At 47.4% G+C, this 24816-nt stretch carries 24 protein-coding genes and 1 tRNA gene; 11 read left to right on the forward strand and 14 right to left on the reverse strand.

Annotated features, from left to right (window positions below; genetic code table 11):
• Positions 1-5 precede the first annotated feature (5 nt).
• The 3 genes from HMPREF3144_RS00310 to ppk2 form a co-directional block, all read right to left on the reverse strand.
• Positions 6-1280 (reverse strand): mechanosensitive ion channel family protein, encoded by a 1275-nt coding sequence (locus tag HMPREF3144_RS00310; RefSeq protein ID WP_018025870.1) that lies wholly within the window; start codon positions 1278-1280, stop codon positions 6-8.
• Positions 1281-1368: 88 nt separating this feature from the next.
• Positions 1369-2721: a glutathione-disulfide reductase gene (gorA, locus tag HMPREF3144_RS00315; RefSeq protein WP_070475598.1), complete on the reverse strand. Its 1353-nt coding sequence runs from the start codon at positions 2719-2721 to the stop codon at positions 1369-1371.
• Positions 2722-2778: 57 nt separating this feature from the next.
• Entirely contained in the window at positions 2779-4335 is a 1557-nt protein-coding gene (gene ppk2, locus HMPREF3144_RS00320) for a polyphosphate kinase 2 (protein WP_018025872.1), read from the reverse strand.
• Between the two features lie 114 nt (positions 4336-4449).
• Here ppk2 and thiD point away from each other — a divergent pair, with 114 nt between their 5' ends.
• Both thiD and HMPREF3144_RS00330 read left to right on the forward strand, forming a co-directional pair.
• Complete coding sequence (gene thiD / locus HMPREF3144_RS00325) at positions 4450-5262, forward strand: bifunctional hydroxymethylpyrimidine kinase/phosphomethylpyrimidine kinase (protein ID WP_018025873.1); 813 nt, start codon at positions 4450-4452, stop codon at positions 5260-5262.
• Positions 5263-5355: 93 nt separating this feature from the next.
• Entirely contained in the window at positions 5356-6033 is a 678-nt protein-coding gene (locus tag HMPREF3144_RS00330) for a protein-L-isoaspartate O-methyltransferase family protein (protein ID WP_018025874.1), read from the forward strand.
• 56 nt (positions 6034-6089) lie between these two features.
• On the opposite strand, the gene rfaE2 is transcribed toward HMPREF3144_RS00330, so the two are convergent.
• The 5 genes from rfaE2 to ubiE form a co-directional block, all read right to left on the reverse strand.
• Complete coding sequence (gene rfaE2 / locus HMPREF3144_RS00335) at positions 6090-6572, reverse strand: D-glycero-beta-D-manno-heptose 1-phosphate adenylyltransferase (protein WP_018025875.1); 483 nt, start codon at positions 6570-6572, stop codon at positions 6090-6092.
• Between the two features lie 2 nt (positions 6573-6574).
• Positions 6575-8122, reverse strand: coding sequence for a ubiquinone biosynthesis regulatory protein kinase UbiB (gene ubiB / locus HMPREF3144_RS00340; RefSeq protein WP_036558011.1), 1548 nt, complete (start codon positions 8120-8122; stop codon positions 6575-6577).
• A gap of 11 nt (positions 8123-8133) precedes the next feature.
• The gene (locus HMPREF3144_RS00345) at positions 8134-8718 is read right to left on the reverse strand and encodes a ubiquinone biosynthesis accessory factor UbiJ (protein ID WP_231552474.1); all 585 of its coding nucleotides are present in this window, start codon (positions 8716-8718) and stop codon (positions 8134-8136) included.
• A gap of 151 nt (positions 8719-8869) precedes the next feature.
• On the reverse strand, positions 8870-9904 hold the full coding sequence (locus HMPREF3144_RS00350; RefSeq protein WP_070475601.1) for a Tim44 domain-containing protein: 1035 nt from the start codon (positions 9902-9904) through the stop codon (positions 8870-8872).
• A 66-nt stretch (positions 9905-9970) separates the two neighbouring features.
• On the reverse strand, positions 9971-10798 hold the full coding sequence (ubiE, locus tag HMPREF3144_RS00355) for a bifunctional demethylmenaquinone methyltransferase/2-methoxy-6-polyprenyl-1,4-benzoquinol methylase UbiE (protein ID WP_246823817.1): 828 nt from the start codon (positions 10796-10798) through the stop codon (positions 9971-9973).
• Positions 10799-10925: 127 nt separating this feature from the next.
• Between ubiE and phoB the strand changes: the two genes are divergently transcribed.
• The 3 genes from phoB to ilvA are packed head-to-tail and all read left to right on the forward strand — an operon-like array spanning position 10926 to position 14533.
• Positions 10926-11618 (forward strand): phosphate regulon transcriptional regulator PhoB, encoded by a 693-nt coding sequence (gene phoB, locus HMPREF3144_RS00360; RefSeq protein ID WP_048768008.1) that lies wholly within the window; start codon positions 10926-10928, stop codon positions 11616-11618.
• Between the two features lie 57 nt (positions 11619-11675).
• A complete protein-coding gene (phoR, locus tag HMPREF3144_RS00365) occupies positions 11676-12968 on the forward strand; it encodes a phosphate regulon sensor histidine kinase PhoR (protein ID WP_018025881.1) in 1293 nt (430 codons plus the stop codon).
• A gap of 44 nt (positions 12969-13012) precedes the next feature.
• A complete protein-coding gene (gene ilvA / locus HMPREF3144_RS00370; protein WP_036558003.1) occupies positions 13013-14533 on the forward strand; it encodes a threonine ammonia-lyase, biosynthetic in 1521 nt (506 codons plus the stop codon).
• 59 nt (positions 14534-14592) lie between these two features.
• Here the strand turns inward: ilvA and HMPREF3144_RS00375 are convergent, their stop codons facing one another.
• Entirely contained in the window at positions 14593-15132 is a 540-nt protein-coding gene (locus tag HMPREF3144_RS00375; protein WP_018025883.1) for an adenine phosphoribosyltransferase, read from the reverse strand.
• Positions 15133-15233: 101 nt separating this feature from the next.
• On the opposite strand from HMPREF3144_RS00375, the gene HMPREF3144_RS00380 reads away from it, so the two are divergent.
• Genes HMPREF3144_RS00380 through lptB form a run of 5 tightly spaced genes read left to right on the forward strand, consistent with a single transcriptional unit; the run spans position 15234 to position 18890 of the window.
• Entirely contained in the window at positions 15234-16223 is a 990-nt protein-coding gene (locus tag HMPREF3144_RS00380) for a KpsF/GutQ family sugar-phosphate isomerase (protein ID WP_070475605.1), read from the forward strand.
• A gap of 27 nt (positions 16224-16250) precedes the next feature.
• Positions 16251-16850, forward strand: coding sequence for a KdsC family phosphatase (locus tag HMPREF3144_RS00385; protein ID WP_018025885.1), 600 nt, complete (start codon positions 16251-16253; stop codon positions 16848-16850).
• A gap of 20 nt (positions 16851-16870) precedes the next feature.
• A complete protein-coding gene (gene lptC / locus HMPREF3144_RS00390; protein ID WP_018025886.1) occupies positions 16871-17473 on the forward strand; it encodes an LPS export ABC transporter periplasmic protein LptC in 603 nt (200 codons plus the stop codon).
• An 8-nt stretch (positions 17474-17481) separates the two neighbouring features.
• Positions 17482-18087, forward strand: a complete 606-nt coding sequence (gene lptA / locus HMPREF3144_RS00395; protein ID WP_018025887.1) for a lipopolysaccharide transport periplasmic protein LptA — start codon at positions 17482-17484, stop codon at positions 18085-18087.
• A gap of 8 nt (positions 18088-18095) precedes the next feature.
• On the forward strand, positions 18096-18890 hold the full coding sequence (gene lptB, locus HMPREF3144_RS00400; RefSeq protein ID WP_018025888.1) for an LPS export ABC transporter ATP-binding protein: 795 nt from the start codon (positions 18096-18098) through the stop codon (positions 18888-18890).
• Between the two features lie 133 nt (positions 18891-19023).
• On the opposite strand, the gene htpG is transcribed toward lptB, so the two are convergent.
• The 3 genes from htpG to HMPREF3144_RS00415 form a co-directional block, all read right to left on the reverse strand.
• Positions 19024-20943 (reverse strand): molecular chaperone HtpG, encoded by a 1920-nt coding sequence (gene htpG, locus HMPREF3144_RS00405; RefSeq protein WP_048768014.1) that lies wholly within the window; start codon positions 20941-20943, stop codon positions 19024-19026.
• 303 nt (positions 20944-21246) lie between these two features.
• Positions 21247-22524: a D-serine ammonia-lyase gene (locus HMPREF3144_RS00410; protein WP_246823818.1), complete on the reverse strand. Its 1278-nt coding sequence runs from the start codon at positions 22522-22524 to the stop codon at positions 21247-21249.
• Between the two features lie 192 nt (positions 22525-22716).
• Positions 22717-22801 (reverse strand) — tRNA-Leu (locus tag HMPREF3144_RS00415).
• Positions 22802-23055: 254 nt separating this feature from the next.
• Between HMPREF3144_RS00415 and HMPREF3144_RS00420 the strand changes: the two genes are divergently transcribed.
• The gene (locus HMPREF3144_RS00420; protein WP_018025891.1) at positions 23056-23853 is read left to right on the forward strand and encodes an EI24 domain-containing protein; all 798 of its coding nucleotides are present in this window, start codon (positions 23056-23058) and stop codon (positions 23851-23853) included.
• Here HMPREF3144_RS00420 and HMPREF3144_RS00425 read toward each other — a convergent pair whose 3' ends face one another.
• On the reverse strand, positions 23854-24423 hold the full coding sequence (locus tag HMPREF3144_RS00425; RefSeq protein WP_018025892.1) for a UbiX family flavin prenyltransferase: 570 nt from the start codon (positions 24421-24423) through the stop codon (positions 23854-23856).
• Positions 24424-24428: 5 nt separating this feature from the next.
• A complete protein-coding gene (grxD, locus tag HMPREF3144_RS00430; protein WP_070475611.1) occupies positions 24429-24761 on the reverse strand; it encodes a Grx4 family monothiol glutaredoxin in 333 nt (110 codons plus the stop codon).
• Positions 24762-24816: the final 55 nt, after the last annotated feature.

Raw genomic sequence — 24816 nt, forward strand, 5'->3', positions numbered from 1 at the left:
AACAACTACTCCACGTGCTCTTCCGCTTGCTTCAGAGTCGCTTCTGCTACACAGCGCCAGTCATAACCAGAGGGTGCCTGGAAAATACGCAATCCGAAGACATGAGCAACAGCAAAAATATGATCGAAAATATCGCTTTGAATCGTTTCATACTCGCCCCAGGCGGTGGTATTGGTAAAGCAGTAGACCTCCAACGGCACCCCTTCAGCGGTGGCTGCCATCTGTCGCACCATAATCGTCATATGCTGATGAATCCTCGGGTGCTGCTTTAAATAAGCCACAATATAAGCCCTAAAGGTGCCGATATTGGTTAAATGGCGCTGATCCAAAAAGCGTGCCATCCCCTCTGCAGCAAGCTCCTTATTGTGCTCGGAAATTTCTTTACTTTTAGCAACTAAGTACTGCGCTAAGCGACGACTGCCGCTCATTTTTTGCAACTCCTCAGCATCGATAAAACGAATGCTATTAATATCAATACACACTTGACGCTTAATACGGCGACCACCCGACTCCTGCATGCCGCGCCAGTTTTTAAAGGAATCAGAAATCAAAGCAGAGGTTGGAATGGTGGTGACCGTTTTATCAAAGTTTTGCACCTTTACCGTGGTTAAACCGATTTCCACCACATCCCCATCCGCATTGTACTTGGGCATTTCAAGCCAGTCCCCTACTCTGAGCATGTTATTAGCTGATAACTGAATACCTGCCACAAAACCCATAATCGGACTCTGGAACACCAACATCAACACCGCCGTCATCGCACCGAAACCACTGATCACAATGCCCGGCGATTGCCCCATCAGCACGGAAATAATCAAAATAATGGTGATGACCGCAATCACTAATTTAAACGTTTGTTGAAAACCCTGTACCGGTAAGGCGTCCAACTTATGATTACGTCTTGCCATGCGCCCTAGTACATCAACAAAGGAGGCAATGGAAAGGGCCGAAAAGATCAGTATCAACACCCGTGCGACCATCATAATCAACCGTAGAAAATCATCCTGTGACTCAAGCAACAACTCGCTGAGCGCACGGAAGACCATAATCACGGTGGTTAAATACACATAATGCAGGGTTTTTGACTGCCCTAAAATCGGTAAAAAGGAGCCTTTGGTCTTCTGTAAAAAACGACGAAAAATACGATCGACCAAGGTCTTAGCCGTAAAATAATAAACAACCGTGATGGTTAAAATACACAGAAGAAATACAATCTTGACGACTAGGGTGTTATCAGCTAGGCCAATACTCTCCAGCACTCCAAGAATACTATCTCTCATAAAAAGCTCCCTTGTTAATAACAATTCATGCAAACAATTAAAGCTCCGTACAGATAGGAGCTTTAATTAATAGATGAAAAAAATTGCTTTATTCAGTCACCGGTTGACGCATCGTCACAAACTCTTCAGCTGCCGTCGGATGGATACCAATGGTGCTATCGAAAACTGCTTTGGTTGCACCAGCCTTTATTGCGACAGCAAAACCTTGTGTAATTTCGCCGGCATCATCGCCCACCATATGCAGTCCCACAACCCTATCACTGGCTTTATCCACCACGAGCTTCATCATGGTACGGGCACTGCTGCCGCTAAGCGTATGCTTTAGTGGTCGGAAATCGGTACGATAAATCACCACCTTATCAAATTGCTCATGCGCTTCTTCTTCGGTCAAACCCACAGTACCAATATTAGGATGCGTAAAAACAGCTGTCGGAATATTGTCATAACTCAGCTTACGCTCACCCTTGCCAAATAAATAATCCACCAGCACCATGGCCTCACCAGTCGCAACAGGTGTTAACTGAACCCGATCGGTGACATCACCTAAGGCAAAAATGGATGGGATATTACTGCGGTAGTTTTCATCAACCAGGATCTCACCTCGTTGACCGAGTGTGACGCCCACCCTTTCTAGGCCTAAATCAGCGGTTCTAGGGACACGACCAGTGGCATACATCACGGCATCCACCTCAAGCGTGTCGTTATTTTTGAGATGCACCAGATAATGATCCGCTTTTTTCTCAATCGAGGCGACATCGCTTTGAACCCGTAGATCAACACCTGCTTTACGCATTTCCTCGCTTATATGCTGACGAATATCACCGTCAAAACCTCGCAACACCTGCTCGCCACGGTAAAGCTGGGTAACCTGGGAGCCTAAGGCATTAAAAATGGAGGCAAATTCACACGCAATATAACCGCCACCCACGATTAAAAAGCGTTTAGGAAACACAGGTAAATCGAACACCTCATTGGAGGTAATCACATGCTCTTTGCCTGGCATGTCGGGCACCATCGGCCAACCGCCAGGCACAACTAAAATATACTTGGCGCTATACTGCTGGCCCTCAACCTCAACCGTATGCTCATCAAGCAACTTGGCCCAACCACGAATCAGTTCAGCCCCTGAATTTTTAATCAGATTATCGTAAATACCGTTTAAGCGCGTGATTTCCTGAGCACGTTGACGCTTTAGTACCTCCCAATCCAAGCTAGTCTCACCCACTGACCAACCATAGCCGGCAGCTTCGCTAAAGGCCTCATTAAACTGGGCAGCATAACTATAGAGCTTTTTAGGAATACAACCGACGTTCACGCAGGTACCGCCTAAATCCTTAGACTCGGCAATCGCCACTTTTGCTCCGGCTTGAGCAGCAAAACGAGCAGCTCTCACGCCGCCACTACCTGCACCAATAACAAAAAGATCGTATTGATATTCCATAAAAACTCCCGATAAATTTAAACTTCAAAATAAATCATTAGGTAGCCGCCAATGAAACTACGACTTAGCACCTAAGTCATTTTCACCTGCTTCATAAATGACATTAGCACGACCCACCAATAAAGGATCGATTTTACCTACTGCCTTAATGTCTTTATTTGCGTAATCAAAGCGATGTAGTACGTAGCGCATCGCATTTAAACGCGCCCGTTTCTTACAATTGGATTTGACCACAGTCCACGGCGCATCACTGGTATCGGTATGGTAGAACATCGCCTCTTTAGCGGCAGTATAATCATCCCATTTATCAAGCGAAGCCAAGTCAACCGGTGATAGCTTCCACTGCTTTAGGGGATGCGTCTGACGTTGCTTAAAGCGACGCAATTGCTCATCACGACTCACCGAGAACCAGAATTTAATTAAGTGAATGCCACTCGACACCAAGTTTCGCTCAAATTCTGGCACTTGACGCATAAACTCCATGTACTGCGCATCGGTACAGAAACCCATCACCCGTTCCACCCCGGCGCGATTATACCAAGAGCGGTCAAATAGCACGATTTCACCCTTGGTCGGCAAGTGCTGTACATAGCGTTGGAAGTACCACTGACCTGACTCTGTCTCGGTAGGCTTTTGTAGAGCCACCACACGTGCAAAACGTGGGTTTAAATGCTCCATAAAGCGCTTAATGGTGCCCCCCTTACCGGCAGCATCACGACCTTCAAAAATAATTACCACACGCTCGCCAGTCTCTTGTACCCACGACTGCAACTTCAACAATTCAACTTGCAGATCGTACTTTTGGTACTCATAATTACGGCGTGACATCAGGTATTTGTAGGGATACACACCCTCAACATCATAATCGTCTGCTAATACACGATCATATTCGGCTGCTCGTGCTGCGGCCATGCGACGTCTTTCTGAGCGAATTGCGCGCACCAGATCACGACGCTCATCATCCGCCAGGCTATCTAAGAGATCACGAATAAACTCCTGCTGCTCATCAAAAGGCGCAGACAGCTTTTCGCCTAATAACTGTGAAATAATTTGCACCTGGCGATCATGCTTCGCATCAATGCGGTCCTCTACGAAGAGCTTACGCGTTTCGTCAAGGCTGTCACCGTATAAGGTATCACCCTCAATGCTTTCAATTAACTTGCCAAGACGCTCAACGCTATTTTCCAACTCCTCCTTGCGCGCTTCGAGAATTTCCTTAATATCATCGGTGTCAGTGATGCTTTGTGGCGTAGCTGTATCAAGCTTGCTTGGCTCGATGACTTTGGCTTGCTTTGCTGGTCTTGTCGCTGGTGCTTTTCTGCTTGGCGCCTTAGTGGCAGGGGAAGCTTTTTTAGCCGTGGTGCGACGGGTTTTAGCTGCGGTGGAGGTCTTTTTAGCTGCCGTTGTGCCAGTCTTAGCTGCTACCCCAGTTTTTTTAGTGGCCGCTGAGGTGGTTTTGACCGCTTTAGCCACTTTTTTGACCGCTTTAGTCGCTTTTTTGGCAGTCGCTTTCTTAGCGCTACTCGCCTTTTTACCTACGCTAGTCGTGCCTTTGGGGGCAGCGGCTACGCTAGGGTCTGGGATTGTACTATTGTCTGTTGTGTTTTGAGCCATCGCTAAACCTACCTTTTTATTTTATATGCTTAAGAAAAACTGTATATTTAGATTATACTAGGCTCTAAAAAGCGATGAATTAAATCAAATTAATATCATGGATATTTTCACGATATGACACAACGTACCTTATCAATTGCTGGCGTTGATCCCTCTGGCGGCGCTGGTGTTTTAGCCGACATTAAAGCCATGAGCGCCCTCGGCACCTATGCTTGCGGGGTGGTTGCCGCACTGACTGCACAAAGCACCCAGGGCGTGACCGGGGTGATGCCAGTACCGCCCGAGTTTATTCGTTTGCAGCTCAAAACCCTTTTTAACGATGTTCAAATCGACGCCATTAAATTGGGCATGCTTGGTGAAAGTCCAGTGATCGAAGCGGTTGCCGAAGAGCTAATCGCCTATGAGGGACATCGTCATTGCATCTTGGATCCCGTGATGGTGGCTAAGGGTGGCGATCAATTGCTACCGCATTCCTCAGTACCCACCTTGATTGAGGCGTTGATCCCGCAAACCACGATGATTACGCCTAACCTACCGGAAGCGGCGATCTTAACCTCACAGTCCACCCCTGAGACCAAGAAGCAAATGTATCAACTAGCGGAAAAGCTGCATCAGCTGTTCAAGCAAACTGATGAACGTTGGGTACTACTTAAAGGGGGTCATTTACCGCACAATGAACTGGTCGATTTACTATTTAACGGCGATCAAATGATCGAACTACCTAATCAGCGCATTAACACCAAAAACACCCATGGCACAGGTTGTACATATTCGGCCGCCATTTGCGCCCTCGCCACCCGCGACGATGATATTGTTCGAGCCACCAAAGACGCCAAAGCCTATTTAATCAAAGCCATTGAGCGTGCCGATGAGATGGAGGTAGGTTCAGGTCATGGCCCCCTACATCATTTCCATCAATGGTGGTAAATCCCTAGTTTTAATTTAGTTTAAGCGTTAAAATTAAGCAATTTCAGAATTTATTGATGTTCCCACGCAACGTTTGATAATTGAGAGTCGGGTATGAATAAACCTATTAATTCCCTAGAGCTTAGCCGCTACAACATGGTTGAGCAACAAATTCGCCCTTGGGGTATTCTTGACGATAAGGTCTTGGACGCCTTATTAGCGCTAGATCGCACTCGCTTTATGGATCCTAAGTATCATAATATTGCCTTTGCCGATCTAGAGGTACCGATTGAGGTAGACGGCAGCAAAACCGGCGAATCCATGCTCTGCCCTAAGATGGAGGCACTGTTTGCTCAGGAATTACAGCTTCAGCCTGAAGACTCTGTACTAGAAATTGGTACCGGTAGTGGTTTCCAAGCCGCCTTACTAAGCCGTCTCTGTCGACAGGTGCACAGTGTAGAGATTGATTCTCGCATTGCGGCCCAAGCTCAGAAAAACTTAAGACAAGCTGGCATCACCAATGTACAGGTAGAGGTTGGTGATGGCCGTGCCGGCTGGGGTAATAACGAGTTTAATGCCATTTTAGTGACTGGCTCGGTACCCACTGTGGCGGATTCATTAAAGTATCAACTAGCGATTGGCGGTCGTTTGATTATTACCGTTGGTCAAGCCCCATTAATGGAAGTGCATCGTATTGTGCGCACGGATGCCGCCAATTTTGAATCCGAGGTGCTATTAGAAAGCTATATCAAACCACTGCGTGGCGCCGTAGCCTCAAACTTTAAGTTCTAACTTTGGGGCGCCCGAGTCAGAACGCACACATTAACCGGTATCTTGATACCGGTTTTTTATTGTCTGATTTTTTTGACCAAGGCCGTGGTTGAGCGCTCGTAGACAAAAGGAATCGCCACTGCCCTGCCGCCCCAACTCTCAACCAACGTCGTTTCAGGCAACAAATGCATTTGATAATCACCGCCCTTAACAATCACATCAGGCCTTAAACGTTCAATCAGCTGATAAGGCGTATCCTCACTAAAGTGAGTTACTGCGCTCACGCTTGACAGCGCCGCTAGCAAGGCCTGCCTATCTTCGCAACAATTTAAAGGACGCTCCTCACCCTTAGCCAGGCGCTTCACCGAGTCGTCCGTATTAACCGCCACAATCAAGCTAGCACCTAACTGTGCTGCCTGGTCCAAATAACTGACATGACCGCGGTGCAAAATATCAAAGACCCCATTGGTAAAGATTAAAGGTCGCTTTAGCCTACCCTCGTCCAAGGCCTTTAAACACTCGTCCACAGTTAATATCTTATGTTCGAAGCGGATGTTCATAACTATCTCCAGTAAATCACAGCTAACACGGCAATGACTAATTGAGATATTGCCATCACATATAAAAGGAAACGATTATTTTTTTGGGATCGTCGCAGTGCCTTTAGCTCCGCGGCGATTTTAGGTAAATTGCCCTGCTCACTCAAGGCCGTATGCACTAAGCGCGGCACCTCTGGTAATAACTGAGCCCAATGCACCGATTCCTTTTTAAGCTTTTGCAATACACCTTGAGGTCCTACACGCTGATACATCCAGCGCTCCAAAAAAGGCTTGGCAGTTTGCCATAAATCCAGATCGGGATCGAGCTGTCGACCCATGCCCTCTACATTTAATAGGGTTTTTTGTAGCAGCACCAATTGCGGCTGAATTTCCACATTAAAGCGCTTAGAAGTTTGGAATAAACGCATTAATACCGCACCTAAAGAAATTTCCGATAATGGCAAATCAAAATAGGGCTCGCACACTGCGCGCACTGCCGCCTCTAACTCCTCCTCGCGCGTCTCTGGTGGTACCCAAGCCGATTCAATATGTAATTGAGCCACGCGCCGATAATCACGCTGGAAGAAAGCCAAAAAGTTTTGTGCCAAGTAGTTTTTGTCAAACTCGGACAAGGTACCCACAATCCCGAAATCCAAGGCCGCATAACGACCCCTAGCATCAATATCTTGGGTCACGAGGATATTACCCGGGTGCATATCAGCATGGAAAAAACCATCATCAAAGACCTGAGTAAAGAAAATCTCTACCCCCTCGCGTGCGAGCTTTTTAATATCCACACCCTGGGCTTGAAGCTGTGCCATCTGATTAATGGGTATGCCCTCAATCCACTCCATGGTAAACACCTGGCTTGAGGTCAGTGGCCAATAAACCTCGGGCACCTTAAGCAGTTTTTCACGTCCTTCGAGTTCAAAATTACGGCGTAACTGACTGCAATTTGAGGCTTCAATCTGCAGATCTAATTCATCATGTAAATACTTATCGAATTCAGCCACCACCTCTTTAGGACGTAAGCGACGCCCATCAGGTAATAACCAATGTACCACCGCTGCAGCTGAACGCATTAAAGCCAAATCACTTTCAATGGTTTTAATAATGCCGGGGCGCAAAATCTTCACCGCCACTTGTTTTGCATCATGGGTTTCGGCACGATGCACCTGGGCCACTGAAGCCGAGGCAATAGGTTCACGCTCAAAGCGAGCAAATAACTGCGCAATTGGCTTACGCAGTGACTTCTCAACGATTGCCACCGCCTCTTCAGAGGAAAAGGGAGGCACTCTGTCCTGCAAGGCGACTAATTCCTCAGCAATGTCCAATGGCACAATATCGGGACGGGTGGAGAGTACCTGACCAAACTTTACATAAATTGGCCCCAAACTTTCTAAAGCAAGACGTAGTCGCACGCCACGCGGCTCTTTGTACTTAGACTTTCTACCAAATAAACTGATAATGCGTCGTAACAAAGGGCGTTGAGGAATGGCATCGATCAACAATTCCTCCAAGCCATATTTGTACATGACAAAGAGAATAATAAAGGCTCTGAATCTAAACATGCTGAACTCCGCTATTGACCCTTTGCCAAAGTACTTTCTAAGGCACCTAAACGCTGTTCTAAGGCCTCAATCTCACGATTCAGATCATTAAACTGAACGCTTGCCACTAAAATTTCTTGATCATAGCTAAGACTGTCGGCGCCGACTCTCAATAAAGTCTTCACACCCGCTTGCCCCCGCTCCAACAGCAGGCGTTCGGTTCTAAGTAAATGCGACGTTAATACGGGTCCGATCAAATTAGCTAGATACGACGCTCGATCCCAACGCAAATCACGCGCCAAATCGGAAACTAAATTTGCCAAACCCGCCTCACCCTCAATGTATACATAAGACATCAAGCGCTTAATATCCGGCGTACTACCAGGCTTAGCACGACTTAATTCCTGTAGCAAAGCACTCATATCCTCTGCCTTCACGGTGACGATAACATTCGGCACCGCCTCCTTCTCGCTCAAAGCCACTAAGCCATGCGCATTGATACTTAAAACCAAGGAAGACAGCGGCAATTGAAATTTGACTGTCTTGCCGAGGTACTGCCGCATACGCTCTTGCGCCCAAGGTTCTTGCTGCAGCAAGGAATTAAATAAACGAACCAAGATCAACTTTGGCTGAAACAGGGAGGACAGCATACAAATCCCGATTAAATTAAAAAAGATAGTTTAGCTTATCGAGCCGATAAAATGGTAAAGGCTTCTTTAAAAAAGAAGCCTTTATACCTAAAACAAGTCACGCTGAAAAGCGCCGGCACTAAGACGCATAGCCCCCAGGGATTTGTTGAACCCCGGCAACTAACCAGCCACTATCCGCTGTCTTGTAGAGATTCCAAACCTCCTCAAAGCGGAAAGCCTCTTGACCCGGCTCCTCACGCAACATACCGGAGAAGCGCACACTCGCTAAATGACCGCCGGCCACCTGCTCCATGCCGAGTAATTCAGCGTTAAGCAATACCACTTCGGTAGGGTGTGCCCCTTGCTCGGCCTGCTCACGGATTTGTGGGCTCAACTCTGTCAGCAAATCTTCTGTCAAGAACTCCTTTAATTGCTCCACATCGCCCCGATCCCATAAGCCCTGGATACGCACAAACTGCTCCTTGGCCACCTTAAGGAAGGTCATGGTATCAAAACCTGCAGGCACAAACCACGAAGGATCGACTGGTTGTGCACTCTCCATCGACTCAGCGACTGGCTGCGCTGCTGCGGAGGGCTGCGCTTCCGGCGCACGATTAAACACACCTGGAGCGCGCGGCGGTTGTTGCGTATAGTCATGTGTCTCACGTTGGCTATAAAAATCCTGTGCTGCACCTTGCTGTGCACCAAAGGCACCCTGAGTGGCAGGTTTAGCCTGATTGCCACGTAAGCGACGTACCACAAACATCACCGCAAAAATCACCAGAGCAATTAAAATCGCGCTTGATAAAAACTCTAACAAGGCACCGCTCAGACCTAAGCTAGATAATAAGGCAGCGATACCCAAACCGGCAGCAATACCAGCAATGGGTCCCAAAAAGCGGGACATACCGGAACGCTGAGCCTGGGCTCCAGCAGCTGCCGCACCGCTACGATTAGGCGTGGCCTGATTAGCATTTGGGGCGCTTTGTTGTTGATTAGCACGAGGCGCCTGCGCCGGTGTGCGATTCTTCATAACATTAGAGGATTGGCGACCGAAACTACTACCGCCACCCATACGACGTGCCTCTGCTTCGTCCATCGTAACGCCAAGCATGGTCAGCGTAGAAATCACGATGGTAAAAGCGGCTACTAAGCGAGAAAATGATTTGCGCATAACATAAAGCCTTTTAAAAAATCTTTAAAAAAATGATCCTGCAGGTACTTAGACCGACAATTATCACTAAAGTTTTAAACCCTCATGCAAGGCTACCACACCTGCTGTCAGGTTGTTGTAATTTACGCGATCAAAACCGACATTTCTCATCAGCTCAGCGAGCGTCTCCTGATCTGGATGCATGCGAATCGACTCGGCTAAATAAGTGTAGCTGTCAGCATCACTGGCCACGTACTTACCTAATACGGGTAAAACATTAAAAGAGTACAAATCATAGATCGGCGCCAAAGGCTTGTAAACCTTGGAAAACTCTAATACTAACAAACGGCCACCCGGCTTTAAGACGCGGTACATTTCTGCTAAGGCTTGATCCTTGTGCGTCATATTACGTAGGCCAAAGGCCACGGTCACCAGATCAAAATAATTATCCTCAAAAGGCAAATGCTCGGCATCACAGACGACGGAGGGCACTAAAAAGCCCTGATCCAACAGGCGATCACGACCGACCGCCAACATGGAGCTATTAATATCCGTATGCCACACCTCCCCGCTGGTACCTACCCGCTTGGCGAACGCGATGGCTAAATCGCCCGTACCGCTGGCAATATCTAACACCTTCATGCCCTCACGTAGACGGGCTTTGCCGATGGTGAACTTCTTCCACAGGCGATGCAAACCACCTGACATCAAATCATTCATCAGATCGTACTTGGCTGCCACTGAATGGAAAACTTCAGCCACGCGGCCAGCCTTTTCATCCTCTCGCACCGTACTGTATCCGAAATGCGTTTGGGCCGGTGCCTGGCCTTCGGTGACGCTCTGCTCGTGGCCTAAAACCTCCTCGCTCACTGACGTCTGAGAGGTATTTTTAGGCGCTTGCGGTTGTGTATCCATGGTATTCTTTCCGTAATGTCACAAACATGTCATATTCTATCGTTATGATCGGCAAAGCTGCTATATCAATACAAATAGCACCGCTAGCACGAATCAAAACCTATTAACTTTAACATTTTACTTCATTATGGCAAGCACTATTCTCGTAGTTGAAGACGAACCGGCAATTCAGGAATTAATTGCCGTCAATTTAACTTTTGCTGGTCACAAGGTATTACGTGCCGATGATGCCGAGCAAGCAAAGTTACTGATCGATGCTGAACTGCCCGATTTAATCTTACTTGATTGGATGCTGCCTGGTCTGTCAGGCTTACAAATGGCGCGCCAACTGCGCAACACAGAACGCACCAAGGAAGTGCCAATTATTATGCTGACCGCTAAAGGTGAGGAAAGCGACAAGGTTGAGGGTTTAGAAAGCGGTGCCGACGACTATATTACCAAGCCTTTTTCACCTAAGGAATTGATGGCCCGTATTAAGGCGGTATTACGCCGCCGTGCGCCGCAATTGACCGACGATGAAATTGAGATCAACGGTCTACACTTAGATCCGGTATCTCACCGTGTCAAGGGCAATGGCAAGGAAATCGCTTTAGGTCCTACCGAATTCCGCCTACTGCACTTCTTTATGACCCATCCAGAGCGGGTTTATAGCCGCAACCAATTATTAGATCAGGTGTGGGGCGACCATGTTTTCTTGGAAGAGCGTACCGTCGATGTGCATATTCGTCGCCTGCGCAAAGCTTTAAACAGCACCGCACATGATCAGATGATTGAAACTGTGCGTGGTAGCGGTTATCGCTTTACTACAAAAAGCAATTAGTATCAGCTAAACTACTAAATTCCTATCTTCTGATTGAAATTTAGCGCTGGAGTATTGATGCGATTCAAATCACGGCTTATCTTTTTTGCCCTTCTCACGGTTTTTTTTGTTTTATTACAAGTGCAATTTGAGATAAGCTGGGCGATATTTCTTTATGCGCTCTGTATTTTTATCTACTTATTGCTAGATTTTAAGAAGTACAAACAAGCCGCTAACTGGGCTCAGACGCCGTCTGAGCCACCGCCGCCGCATGTGGGATTATATGAGGACATCATTCATCCTATCTATCGACATTTACGTCAACAAAGTCGCTATATAGAAAATCTAGAGCATACCAGTAACACCATCCTCTCCGCCGCTCAAGCACTACCCTATGCTGCGATTACCCTAACGCCCGACTACCATATTGAGTGGGCAAATACCTTAGCGATGAGGATTTTGGGCATTAATCCCACCAAAGATGTGGGTTTTAATATTTTTAATCTCGTGCGTTTCCCCGAGTTTTATGACTATGCAAAAGGCGGCGAGTGGAATAAAGCGTTGATTTTAGAGTCGCATCAGAATAATAAAGATATTATTTTGCGTTTTGAATTAACGCGTCACTCTAGTCGCGGCTTTTTACTGCTGTGCCAAGATATTACTCACCTGGAAAGACTACGTACGGCACAACAAGATTTTGTGGCCAATGTGTCGCATGAGTTACGCACCCCTTTAACCGTGCTGATTGGCTTTTTAGAAACGATTAATGACTTACCACCACATGCTCTAAGTGAGGAGCAACTTGCGCATTACGGCACCTTAATGCGTGAACAAGCCCATCGGATGCAAGCTATTGTGGCCGATTTACTGACCCTCTCTACCTTAGAGTCCAGCCAACTAAGCGGCGGCGAAAGCATCAAGTTGAGCTCCTTAATTAATGTTGCCTCAACCCAAGCTGAAACGCTGTCCAATGGTCAGCATGAGTTTACATACGCGATTGATCCTGAACTCAATGTTTTTGGTAACCAAACCGAACTACTGTCAGCCATTACCAATTTAATGACCAATGCAGTGCGCTATACACCGGCTGGTGGCAGCATTCAGGTACGCTGGGGGCTCAAAGCTAACGGGGATGCTGTGTTTAGCGTCAAGGATACTGGCTTAGGGGTTGCGCCGCAGGATATTCCTCGCTTAACCGAGCGCTTTTACCGCGTGGATAAAAGCCGCTCCCGCGCTTCTGGCGGCACCGGTCTGGGTCTAGCCATCACCAAGCATATTGTGCTTCGCCATAACGCTCAACTCAAAATTGAAAGTGCCCTGCACAAAGGCAGTACCTTTAGTATTATTTTCCCTAAAGATGTGATAACCTGAGATGTTATTCCTATATACACTTTAGCTAATTAGCACCTCAGATCATGGCTGTAGACAACTATCTTAAACGCATTTTGACTTCTAAAGTCTATGACGTTGCTTTTGAAACTCCCCTCGAAAGGGCCAACATCCTCTCTGCCCGTATGCACAATACGATTTTACTAAAGCGCGAGGATATGCAATCGGTGTTCAGCTTTAAGATACGTGGTGCCTACAATAAAATGGCCAATCTTCCCGAGGAGGCTTTAAAGCGCGGTGTGATTGCCGCCTCAGCCGGTAACCATGCCCAAGGCGTGGCCTACTCTGCCAACAAGCTTGGCTGTAGAGCCGTGATTGTGATGCCGGTGTCGACCCCTGAGGTCAAGGTGAATGCGGTTAAGCGCTTTGGTGGTGAGGTCGTGTTACATGGTGACAGCTATTCTGATGCCTACGCTCACTCGGTCAAGCTGCAGGAGCAAGAGGGCCTAACCTTTGTCCACCCCTTTGACGATCCCGATGTGATTGCCGGTCAAGGTACCGTGGCGATGGAAATTTTACAGCAACACCCTAATCATATTGATGCGGTTTTCGTACCCATTGGTGGGGGTGGTTTAATTGCCGGTGTGGCCGCTTATATCAAAGCGCTCAAGCCTCAAACCAAGATCATCGGCGTACAAACTGAGGATTCCTGTGCCATGGTAAAAAGTGTGCAGCGCAATCGCCGAGTTAACTTACCAGAGGTCGGTCTTTTTTCTGACGGTACGGCGGTAAAGCAGGTAGGCGCCGAGACCTTCCGCCTGACCAAGCTGCATGTGGATGATTTTATTACCGTGACCACGGATGAGGTGTGTGCAGCGATTAAGGATGTGTTCCAAGATACGCGTAATGTCTTAGAACCCTCCGGCGCACTCTCACTGGCCGGCACGAAAAAATATATTCAACAGCATCAGCTACGGGACTGTACCTTTGTAGCAATTAATAGCGGCGCTAATATGAACTTCGACCGTTTGCGCTTTGTGGCTGAACGTGCCGATGTGGGTGAGGCGACAGAAGCGCTGCTAGCCGTGACGATCCCTGAAGAAAGGGGTAGTTTCAGACGTCTTTGTGAGGCGGTAGGCAATCGTCCCGTGACGGAGTTTAACTATCGCATTTCACATGCAGATATTGCACATATTTTCTTAGGGGTCGCCATTCATAACGCGAGTGAAGCGGATGAGCTCCATCAGGAAATTAAGAAAGCCGGCTTTGAAGTGCATGACCTCAGCAAAAACAGCCTAGCCAAAACGCATTTGCGCTATATGGTAGGTGGTCACTCACCCTTTGCGGTTAATGAGCAACTGTTTAGATTTGAGTTTCCGGAAAAGCCTGGTGCCTTGAAAAACTTCTTAGGGCAGATGAACCCGGATTGGAATATCAGCTTATTCCACTACCGCAATAATGGCGGCGACTCTGGCCAGGTTTTGGTCGGCATTCAAGTACCGGAAAAAGATAATCCGCAATTAAAAAGCTTTTTAGCCAATATCGGCTATCCCTATGTGGATGAGACGGATAATCCGGGCTATAAATGGTTCCTCGGTAGCCACTAGCCTAGTGATAGGTAGCCCAAACCTGTGTCATGGGCTACCATCATACTGTGCGCTATGCACTAAAACTGACACACCGCAAATACGTTAAGCCCCTCTTCCTCGATCAACTTAGAGCCACCGAGCTCGGGCAAATCAATAATACACACCGCTTCCACGACATTAGCCCCCAAACGCTGTAGCAAACGGCTCGCTGCCAACATCGTACCACCGGTAGCAATTAAATCATCCACCAATAAAACGCGCTGCCCTGGACGCACGGCGTCAGTATGAATTTCTACGGAGGAGGTACCGTACTCTAGCTCATAATCCTCGCACAAGGTATCAAAGGGCAATTTACCCTTTTTGCGCACTGGCACAAAACCAACATTTAGTTCATATGCCAGCACACTACCAACAATAAAACCACGCGCATCTACCCCAGCCACCAAATCGATACGAGTACGCATATAGCGATACACGAAAATATCAATGAGCGAACGAAAACAGACGGGGTCCTGTAAAACAGGGGTAATATCCCTAAAGGTAACGCCCTTTTCAGGCCAGTCGGGAATATTACGAATCGTGTTAAGAACACGTTGGCGGGGGTCAGTGATACTCATCTCTTTTGCAGCTCTTAAACAATGAAAACACAGCGTTTCATTATAACGATTAAACAATTAAAGCACTGCATTAGTCTGCCGCCTAACGTATAATTTTGCATATGGACAACAAAAAAAGCTTTGACCCCGCATTGATTCTAGCGACTGGCCAGCAAACCGTATTTGCCGAAGCCGAGGCGCTGACTCAACTTGGACAGCGCTTGGGTGATGACTTTGTTGCCGCAGCACAGTTAATCCTCGCTTGTCAGGGGCGTGTGGTGGTGATGGGGATTGGTAAGTCCGGCCATATCGGTCGCAAAATCGCCGCCACCCTTGCGTCTACCGGTACACCCGCATTTTTTGTCCATTCCGCAGAGGCCCTGCATGGCGATCTGGGCATGGTGACTGGCAGTGATATTGTGTTGGCCATCTCTTATTCAGGGCAAAGCATTGAGCTCTCCACTAGCTTACCCGTGGTCAAGCGCTTAGGCACTAAAATTATTGCCATCTCTGGTGACCGTCAGTCGGATTTAGCCAAGCTGGCCGATGTTTATTTAGACGGCGCCATTGAGCGTGAGGCTTGTCCTTTAAATCTTGCCCCGACTAATAGCACCACCGTTGCCTTGGCGCTAGGTGATGCCTTGGCGATTGCGTGTTTACAAGCTAGAGAGTTTGGAGCTGCGGATTTTGCCTTATCACACCCAGGCGGAGCCCTTGGTAGACGTTTACTCACGCATGTACAGGATGTGATGCGCAGTGGCGAGGATTTGCCGATCATCACGCCCGAGTACCTGCTGCCCGAGGCCTTAGCGGTGATGAGCGCCAAGCATCTTGGCATGACGATTATTATCGATAATCAGCGCAAGCCCATCGGCATTTTTACGGATGGTGACTTACGCCGTTTAATTTCCCGTGAGGGTGATATACGCAATTTAACAATCCAGGATGTGATGAGCCATCATCCTAAAACCATTCATTTTAAGGCCCTAGCGGTTGATGCGGCCTCATTGATGGAACAAAACAAATTAAGCCAAATCATTGTGATTGACGATGATGGCGCTTTAGTGGGCGCACTTAATATGCATGATTTAATGAGCGCCAAAGTCATTTAATCCATCACTCACGATAAAGATAGTCTTATGAAAAAACCTCATATCCCCCACCCGGTCGAATCCTTAGTTCTTTCTAAAATACCCGCTGCGGTCAAAGAGCGCGCCAGTCTGATCGAATTAGTGATTTTTGATGTGGATGGCGTACTAACCGATGGTGGCTTGTACTATACAGCCAATGGTGAAAGTCAAAAGCGCTTTCATGCGCTAGACGGGCACGGCCTTAAAATGCTTAAGCAAAGCGGCATTGAGGTCGCACTCATGACGGGTCGCCAAAGTGAAATCACCACCCGCCGCAGCGCCGAATTGGGTATCACGCATTTACTACAAAATGTCCGCAACAAGGCTGATGCCTTAGTTGAGCTCAGCAAAACCCTAGCTATCGAGCTAGAACGGGTGGCCTTTATCGGTGATGATGTGATTGATCTCCCCGCCATGCGTCGCGTCGGACTCGCCTTATCAGTCCCAAATGCGCCCGTCTATGTACAGCAAGCTGCCGATTGGGTGAGTCAATTAGCCGGTGGTCATGGTGCTGCGCGCGAGCATTGCGATATGATTCTAGCGAGTCAGGGTCTACTCGGACCGCTTCTCAGCCATGAGCAGCCAATGATCGGTGAAGTCATTCAATAAACGCTACTGCAGGACCCCGTATGAAAGATCGTCTACCGGCCATCATCGCCTGCTTTATCCTGTTGGGACTGGTTGCTATCACATGGTGGGCAGCGGATTATGCCGACCGTGCCTTTCCAGTAGAGACTCAGGTTGCCGAGAGTCGTGAGCCGGATGCTTGGTCTGGTAGCTTTACCATGCTCCAGGCCGATGCCGATGCTTTGCCAGTGACCCGCTTGGACGGTTCAGAAATGCGACATTATCCGCATAACGGCGCCTACGAGATTAGTAAGCCTCAGCTTATCAGTCAGCGGCCCGATTCACCACGCGTTATTGCCTCTTCTAACACTGCTTGGGCTTATAATAATGTATCGCTCATCCATATGCTGGGCAAAGGGCATGTACATCGTTTTCCTACCGCTGACAGCAAGGCATTAGACATCACCAGCGAAAAGCTCATCGTTCACCCGGATGAGGATATCATTGAAACCGATGAACCGGCGATCGTGATTCAGGGTGATTCTCGCTTAGTAGGTGAGGGAATGAAATACAATAATAACACCAGAAAACTGGAGGTATATGCCAATAGCGGCGTACGTATTGCGCCTAAGGATATGCCTAACTCTAACAGCAACTCAAATTAAAGAGGCCTATGAACACTTTCTCCGCCTTAGCACTTAGCCTTAGCGTCTTACTCAGTTCCTATGCCTACGCTCAAACAGAGCAGGCGCAAGAGCCCGAGACCCTGGTGTTGTCTGATACCTTAAATTATGATGATCTCTCTAAAACCACCCAATTCAGTGGTAATGTGATCCTCACCCGCGGTCTCTTTAGACTTAGCTCCGACCAGCTAAATATTGTCGAAGATGCCGAGGGCTTTAGACACGGCAAAGCCACCATGACTTCTTCTAAACTTGTGGAACTACTGGAAGAGGATTTAGAAAACTACGAGCTAATTCGAGCGATCGGCTCACGCGCTGAGTATAACGGCAAGACTGAGGTAGTCACCATGATTGGGCAGGCTGTTGTCACCCGCTATGTATGCGGTCAACCGGTGGATACGGTACGGGGCGAACGGGTGGTTTATGATAGCAAAAATAAAACCTATGCCGCTCAAGGCGGCCCCCAAAGCCCCGAACCTGGTCGCGTGCGCTCACTGGTACAGCCTCGTAGTAAGGCTGATCGTGCAGTCGAAGCATGTCGTAGCAAGTACCAGGGCAAACCCATGCCCTCCAGCATTCAAACTCCCGATATCTAAAAAGCACTATGCCTGAGACAGAAATACTGAGCAAGCAAAACACAGCCAGTAGTAAAGCCTTCAATCTACTGCAAGTCACCGGCTTACGTAAGGTCTATGGTAAGCGAGCGGTGGTACAAGATGTTTCAATGACCGTACGCAGCGGTGAGGTGGTGGGTTTACTTGGACCTAACGGCGCCGGTAAAACCACCAGCTTTTATATGATTGTTGGCCTGATTCCAGCTGATTTTGGTCGCATTGAGGTAGACGGTAAAGAAATCACCGCCTATCCCATTCATCAACGCGCTAAACTAGGTTTATCCTATTTACCCCAGGATGCCTCGGTTTTTAGACGTTTAACGGTTGAACAAAATATTCAGGCAGTGTTAGAGTTGCAGTATGATAAGACTACGGCTAAGCGCTTTACTCGAGCACAGATTAAGGAAAAATTAGAGCAGCTGCTGGATGAGTTACAGATTCAACATATACGCAGCAATACAGCTATGTCGCTGTCCGGGGGTGAACGTCGTCGAGTAGAAATTGCTCGCGCCCTTGCTACGCAACCACGCTTTATCCTGCTGGACGAGCCCTTTGCCGGCGTCGATCCCATTGCCGTGATTGAGATTCAGCGCATTATCCGCTTCTTAAAAGAGCGTCAAATCGGCGTTTTAATCACCGACCATAATGTACGAGAAACCTTAGGCATTTGTGACCGCGCCTATATCATTAGTGAGGGTAAGGTGCTAACAAGCGGCACCCCGAGCGAGGTCATTCAGAACCCGGATGTGCGTAAGGTCTATCTGGGTGAGCACTTTAAAATGTAAGCACCGACATGATAAAAGCCCACTGATTCCTGATGGAAAAAGTGGGCTTTTTTGCTTTTGCTATGGTGCTTGCAGCGCTCGAGTTAATGGCTACTTAAAGCGCTCGCAGCTATCGACCTTTAAACCAGATAATTTACTTTAAAAATAAACTATTCATGCGTTTCACAAAAGCGGCAGGATCAGCGATCTGCGCCCCCTCTGATAACATGGCCTGATCTAACAACACACTAGCCCAATCGGCAAAATCCTCATCGCTAGCGGCTTCAATACGCTTAATCAAGGCATGCTCTGGGTTAATTTCCAAAGTCGGTTTGACATTAGGCACCTCTTGACCAGCCGCTTTTAACATACTGACCAAGTGCGGGCTTAATTCATGCTGACCAACAACCACGCAAGCCGGTGAATCGACTAGGCGCCAAGACACTTTAACCTCTTTAATTTGTTCACCAAGGGCCTGCTCCAGTCTTTCAACTAAAGGCTTGAATTCTTCACTCACCGCCTCTTGACGTTTTTTCTCATCCTCATCGGCAAGCGCATCTAAATCCAAAGCACCTTTGGAAACCGAGACTAGCTTTTTGCCCTCAAACTCCGTCCAGAAAGAGACCATCCATTCATCAACCCGCTCAGACATGAGCAAGACCTCAATGCCTTTTTTACGGAAAATCTCTAAATGAGGACTACTCTTAGCGGCCGCAAAACTATCGGCAGTCACATAATAAATGGCATCCTGCCCCTCTTTCATACGTGACACATAATCCGCCAAGCTAACCTCTTGGGCATCCGAATTATCGTGCGTTGAAGCAAAGCGCAATAACTTCGCAATGCGCTCCTGATTACCACGATCCTCACCAATACCCTCTTTTAGCACTTGACCAAACTCACTCCAAAAAGCTTTATAATCCTCTGGGCGATTTTCTGCTAAATCCTCTAGTAAAGACAAGACGCTACGCGTCGAACCATCACGAATGGCTTTGACATCACGACTTTCTTGCAGAATTTCACGAGAGACGTTTAAGGGCAAGTCGGAGGAATCAATCACCCCACGCACAAAACGTAAGTACATCGGCAATAACTGCTCTGCGTCATCCATAATAAAGACACGCTTCACGTACAACTTCACGCCATGTTTAGCATCACGATCCCAAAGATCAAAAGACACTCGCTTAGGAATATAGAGTAGCTGTGTGTACTCATTACGACCCTCAACACGGCGGTGGGTCCAGGCTAAGGGATCCTCAAAGTCATGGCTAATATGCTTATAAAATTCCGCATATTGCTCATCACTGATCTCATTACGATTACGCGTCCACAGCGCACTCGCTTGGTTAATGGTTTCCCATTCGCCACGCTTGGTGGTTTCGCCCGTTTCCTGATCGTAATTTTCCTGCTCCATTTGTACGGCAATGGAAATATGATCAGAATAGCGCTGCATAATGCTGCGTAGCTTCCAACTATTTAAAAACTCTTCAGCATCTTCTTTTAAGAATAAAATAATATCCGTACCACGACTGTCTTTACTAATGGGCTTGATACTAAATTCACCCTCGCCCCGTGACTGCCACTCGACCGCCTCATCCGCAGCCAAACCGGCACGGCGGGTACGTACTACCACCTCATCGGCCACAATAAAGGAAGAATAAAAACCTACCCCGAATTGACCGATCAATTGCGTATCTTTTTGCTGGTCACCGGTGAGTTTAGAAAAGAACTCCTTGGTGCCTGAACGAGCAATGGTACCGAGGTTATTAATCACATCTTCCTCGCTCATACCAATCCCATTATCACTAATGGTGATGGTTTTTAGCTCCGGATCGAAACTGACGCGAATGCGCAGATCACTATCATCTGCCAGTAATTGTGGATTAGCAATGGCCTCAAAACGCAATTTATCACAAGCATCAGAGGCATTAGATACCAACTCTCTTAAAAAAATCTCTTTATTGGAATAGAGGGAATGAATCATCAACTGCAAAAGCTGTTTGACCTCGGTCTGAAAACCCATGGTACGTGCTTCAGCGCCTTGATTCTGACTTTGATTTGTCTGATCTACCATTATTTTAAATCCTATTATTCTTAACCATAAAGTCTATGGTGTTATTAGCTGAGGACTGAATCGACAATTTCAAGAGCAAAAGGCACTACAAAGCCCTATGTTTTACAAGCAGTGATTGAAAAAGTTTAATCCTAAATCAAGTTAGCACCACCTAATATAGCTTTAGTTAATATAGATAAATAGCACACAACGCTTTGCTGGCTATTTTTTAAGCGCTAATAGACGTTAATACAGAAAAGGGCTTATTCATGCCAAGGTAAACGCAATGAATAAGCTCTCCGACGATTAAATTGAGGCCCCTGCCTAAGCCTTATTATAGGCCTTATCTAAGGCCATACCACGTTTCCAAAAGGCCTGATACTCCGAATCTGGCATCAAACTACCACCAGTGGCCCAGACAATATGATTAGCTTGGTGCATGTACTCCTGAAGACCATGCTGTTGCAGATACTGCTGCCCCTCTGCGGTATCGAAGATTGCTTGCGGCCCACTCAGCGAGGCAGCAGCCGAGGGCTCTATTTGAATCCCCTCCTGCACTTTTAGCAGATACAGATTGCGCAGTAAATTATCCTCACCAATCACCACCACACCCGATAAACGTGGACGCATTTCCTTAACCGCTAATTGGGATGCCACTGGTACGGCTAAGCCATCCGCCTCCGTTTGATTCTGTTGTCCAACATCATAAATACTGATGCCCGGCTGATCAAGGTGCTGTAACTGCACCGCAAAGCAAGAAGAGTCCTCAGGCTCCACAAAAAACACATGCACATGGTCGCCGAACTCCTCCTTTAGGCCATAGGCAATACCACCTGGTGCGCCCCCAACACCACAAGGAATATACACAAACAGCGGGTGCTCTGCATTCACTGTGAGCTGTAGTTGCTCCAATTGTGCCTTTAAGCGGCGACCGGCAACGGCATAACCGCAAAATAAAGAAATCGAATGCTCATCATCCACGAAATGATTAAAGGCATCTGCTAGCGCCTCCGTTCGCCCGACCTCCACCGCTTGGCTGTAGTCGCCAGCATGCTCAATGACTTGCGCCCCTCGCTCACGAAGATGCTGCTTTTTCCACTCCTTGGCTTCAGTTGACATATGGACAGTAGCTTGCATCCCCAATGCAGCCGCCATAATCCCCACACTCATGCCAAGGTTGCCGGTGGAGCCTACCGTCACCTGATACTTAGCCAAAACCTCTAGGGCGCGTTCGGACAACAAATCGATAACGGAGTTATTTGGCATCAAACAGTACTTCTCACTTAATTCATCAACAATCTCCAAGACCTCATGAATACCACCGCGCGCCTTCACCGAACCGGCCACCGCCAAGGCATGGTCGCCCTTTAGCCAAAAGCGTCCACCCTTGGAGGCATAGGCGCTATAGTGAGTCAAGGGCAACAGCTCTGACTCAATGATACCCTGCGATTTTTCCAATTCTGGAAATAAATAAGCCAACAATGGCGCAAAGCGCTCCAAACGCTCAGCCGCACTCTGCACCATGGTGCTAGTGATATTATTGGTCGGATAATGAGCGCTTACGCTCTGCAACTCATTATTCAGCACAAGATTAATACTCATGCGCAAATCGCTCATGAAATTACCTCTAAAGATAGATACCATTAATTAACAATAACCAGCTGTTATGATACGTCAGCCCAAGGGCTCTAAAAAGCAGTATTTATACTAGCGAAGATGATGGAAGATTGAAAAGCGTGGAGAGTCGGCAGCTAACCATAGCTGCCTAAGCCATTGATAGCTTAGAGGGATTTGTGGTGCCCGGGGCCGGACTTGAACCGGCACGCCTTGCGGCGGGGGATTTTGAGTCCCCTGCGTCTACCAATTTCACCACCCGGGCATTTGACTGAAAACACTAGAACGTGTTCTCGTAGGGAAGTAGAAAATTATATTCCTTTTTTATAAATATATCTACTCATCTTTTAAGAAAAAGACAAAATTCTGCGCCTTCCAAACAATTCGTCTACATATTGCTACCAAAAGTATTGATTTAATCGCCCTCTCACACCATATAATAGCCTGTCACTTGAGAATTGCTGCACGCACCTCATGACTTCGTTTAGAACTCTTTTTTCAAATCAAGGATACGCTAGGATGCCCACCCACGTCACTCCCATTGATGCGCTGGCCAAAGCCTTAGCCAGTCAACTTCACCCAAAAATGCTGATGGCGGTACTGATGCCATTTGGCGTGACCGTGCTTAGCTTAGTTTTATTATTAATTGTTGCCTGGAACCCTTTGGATAACTGGTTTATCGCCAGTGCCAACAAATGGAGTTGGTTTAGCAGCTTTACCTCGCTCTGGGGCATGAGTACCTTGAGCGACTGGCTAAGTGCTTTAATTGCCTTTATTGCCTTGTCAGCCATTAGCTTAGTGATTGGCTTAGCCGTTGCTGCAGTTGCTGTGACGCCGCTAGCAGTCAGTTTACTCGCAAAGACGCATTATCAAGACCTGGAAAAGCGCGGTAAATTTATCGATTCACGCAGTATCTTTAATGCGATCAAAGTCGGTGTGATCTTTGTGGTGGGTTGGTTAGTCACCCTACCACTGTGGCTAATCCCCTTTGCATCCATTGTATTAAGTGTTTTTTGGACCGCTTATGCCTTTTCCCAAATCGCCAAAGTCGATGCCATTACCGAGCACGCCTCACCCGCCGAGCGCACATTTATTCTAAAAAAATATCATAAAGGCTTTTGGATTATCGGCTTGGTTTGCGGTTTACTCTGCCTCATTCCCTTTATGGGTTTAGTGATGCCAGTCTATGCAATTTTGGCCTGTACCCACTACGGTTTGAGTGCGCTCAGAGAATTACGCCAAGGTGCGATTGATATTGACAGCCACTTTAGCGCAGATGCCTCGGCGCGTATTACTAGCAATAAAAATAAGGCTTAACTAGCCCTGAGTGCCCTGCCAAGTCGGTGCGTCGACACGAATATCAAAGATTTCCAAAAGTCGCGCATTGGTGTGAGCCACCATTTCCTCAATGGAGCTAGGATGATGATAAAAGGCAGGCAGTGGCGGATAAATAATGCCGCCCATCTCGGTGACTGCCGTCATATTACGTAAATGGGCTAGATTAAAGGGCGTTTCACGTACCACCAAGACCAGCTTACGACGCTCCTTAAGATGCACATCGGCGGTACGGGTAATCAGATTATCCGATAAGCCAATGGCACACGAGGCCAAGGTATGCATGGTACAAGGTAAAATCAGCATACCATCAGTCTTAAAACCACCGCTGGCAAGGGTTGCACCAATATCTTTGAAATGATAGCAATGATCTGCCATGGCATAGAGCTCATGACGATCCATGCCCATTTCATACTTTAAATTCACAACACCAGAGGAAGACACCACTAAGTGCGTTTCTACCTCTGGTATTTGCTGGAGCGTCTGCAGCATACGCACCGCATAAATCGCGCCCGTTGCTCCAGTCACCCCAATGACTAATCGCTTTTTCATGAAAACTAGTCGGCAGTCGCACCTGAGGCGTCAAGTAGCTCTTTAAGCTCACCACTGCTTTGCATCTCTTCCATAATATCGGAACCACCAATAAACTCACCCTTAACATAAAGTTGAGGAATGGTCGGCCAGTTAGAGTAGACCTTGATCTCTTCACGCACTTCCTGATCATCAAGCACGTTAACCGTCACTAATTTGCGCACACCCAAATCGCGTAAAATACTGATCGCCTTGGCCGAGAAACCACACTGAGGGAACTGGGCAGATCCCTTCATAAACAAGACCACCGGGTGCTCTTTAACAGTTTCATCAATAAAGGTACGAACATCTGTACTCATCATACTTCCTTAATTAAAATTCGTTACTAATCGCTTGCACGCTGTGCAATAACTG

It is taken from the genome of Oligella sp. HMSC05A10, from assembly GCF_001808335.1.
GTDB classification, from domain to species: domain Bacteria; phylum Pseudomonadota; class Gammaproteobacteria; order Burkholderiales; family Burkholderiaceae_B; genus Oligella; species Oligella urethralis.

What these genes read in the sequence shown, in the direction of transcription:
- HMPREF3144_RS00310 (WP_018025870.1), bottom strand. Translation starts at nt 1,280, where the DNA reads ATGAGAGATAGTATTCTTGGAGTGCTGGAGAGTATTGGCCTAGCTGAT.
- gorA (WP_070475598.1), bottom strand. Translation starts at nt 2,721, where the DNA reads ATGGAATATCAATACGATCTTTTTGTTATTGGTGCAGGTAGTGGCGGC.
- ppk2 (WP_018025872.1), bottom strand. Translation starts at nt 4,335, where the DNA reads ATGGCTCAAAACACAACAGACAATAGTACAATCCCAGACCCTAGCGTA.
- thiD (WP_018025873.1), top strand. Translation starts at nt 4,450, where the DNA reads ATGACACAACGTACCTTATCAATTGCTGGCGTTGATCCCTCTGGCGGC.
- HMPREF3144_RS00330 (WP_018025874.1), top strand. Translation starts at nt 5,356, where the DNA reads ATGAATAAACCTATTAATTCCCTAGAGCTTAGCCGCTACAACATGGTT.
- rfaE2 (WP_018025875.1), bottom strand. Translation starts at nt 6,572, where the DNA reads ATGAACATCCGCTTCGAACATAAGATATTAACTGTGGACGAGTGTTTA.
- ubiB (WP_036558011.1), bottom strand. Translation starts at nt 8,122, where the DNA reads ATGTTTAGATTCAGAGCCTTTATTATTCTCTTTGTCATGTACAAATAT.
- HMPREF3144_RS00350 (WP_070475601.1), bottom strand. Translation starts at nt 9,904, where the DNA reads ATGCGCAAATCATTTTCTCGCTTAGTAGCCGCTTTTACCATCGTGATT.
- ubiE (WP_246823817.1), bottom strand. Translation starts at nt 10,798, where the DNA reads ATGGATACACAACCGCAAGCGCCTAAAAATACCTCTCAGACGTCAGTG.
- phoB (WP_048768008.1), top strand. Translation starts at nt 10,926, where the DNA reads ATGGCAAGCACTATTCTCGTAGTTGAAGACGAACCGGCAATTCAGGAA.
- phoR (WP_018025881.1), top strand. Translation starts at nt 11,676, where the DNA reads ATGCGATTCAAATCACGGCTTATCTTTTTTGCCCTTCTCACGGTTTTT.
- ilvA (WP_036558003.1), top strand. Translation starts at nt 13,013, where the DNA reads ATGGCTGTAGACAACTATCTTAAACGCATTTTGACTTCTAAAGTCTAT.
- HMPREF3144_RS00375 (WP_018025883.1), bottom strand. Translation starts at nt 15,132, where the DNA reads ATGAGTATCACTGACCCCCGCCAACGTGTTCTTAACACGATTCGTAAT.
- HMPREF3144_RS00380 (WP_070475605.1), top strand. Translation starts at nt 15,234, where the DNA reads ATGGACAACAAAAAAAGCTTTGACCCCGCATTGATTCTAGCGACTGGC.
- HMPREF3144_RS00385 (WP_018025885.1), top strand. Translation starts at nt 16,251, where the DNA reads ATGAAAAAACCTCATATCCCCCACCCGGTCGAATCCTTAGTTCTTTCT.
- lptC (WP_018025886.1), top strand. Translation starts at nt 16,871, where the DNA reads ATGAAAGATCGTCTACCGGCCATCATCGCCTGCTTTATCCTGTTGGGA.
- lptA (WP_018025887.1), top strand. Translation starts at nt 17,482, where the DNA reads ATGAACACTTTCTCCGCCTTAGCACTTAGCCTTAGCGTCTTACTCAGT.
- lptB (WP_018025888.1), top strand. Translation starts at nt 18,096, where the DNA reads ATGCCTGAGACAGAAATACTGAGCAAGCAAAACACAGCCAGTAGTAAA.
- htpG (WP_048768014.1), bottom strand. Translation starts at nt 20,943, where the DNA reads ATGGTAGATCAGACAAATCAAAGTCAGAATCAAGGCGCTGAAGCACGT.
- HMPREF3144_RS00410 (WP_246823818.1), bottom strand. Translation starts at nt 22,524, where the DNA reads ATGAGTATTAATCTTGTGCTGAATAATGAGTTGCAGAGCGTAAGCGCT.
- HMPREF3144_RS00420 (WP_018025891.1), top strand. Translation starts at nt 23,056, where the DNA reads ATGCCCACCCACGTCACTCCCATTGATGCGCTGGCCAAAGCCTTAGCC.
- HMPREF3144_RS00425 (WP_018025892.1), bottom strand. Translation starts at nt 24,423, where the DNA reads ATGAAAAAGCGATTAGTCATTGGGGTGACTGGAGCAACGGGCGCGATT.
- grxD (WP_070475611.1), bottom strand. Translation starts at nt 24,761, where the DNA reads ATGAGTACAGATGTTCGTACCTTTATTGATGAAACTGTTAAAGAGCAC.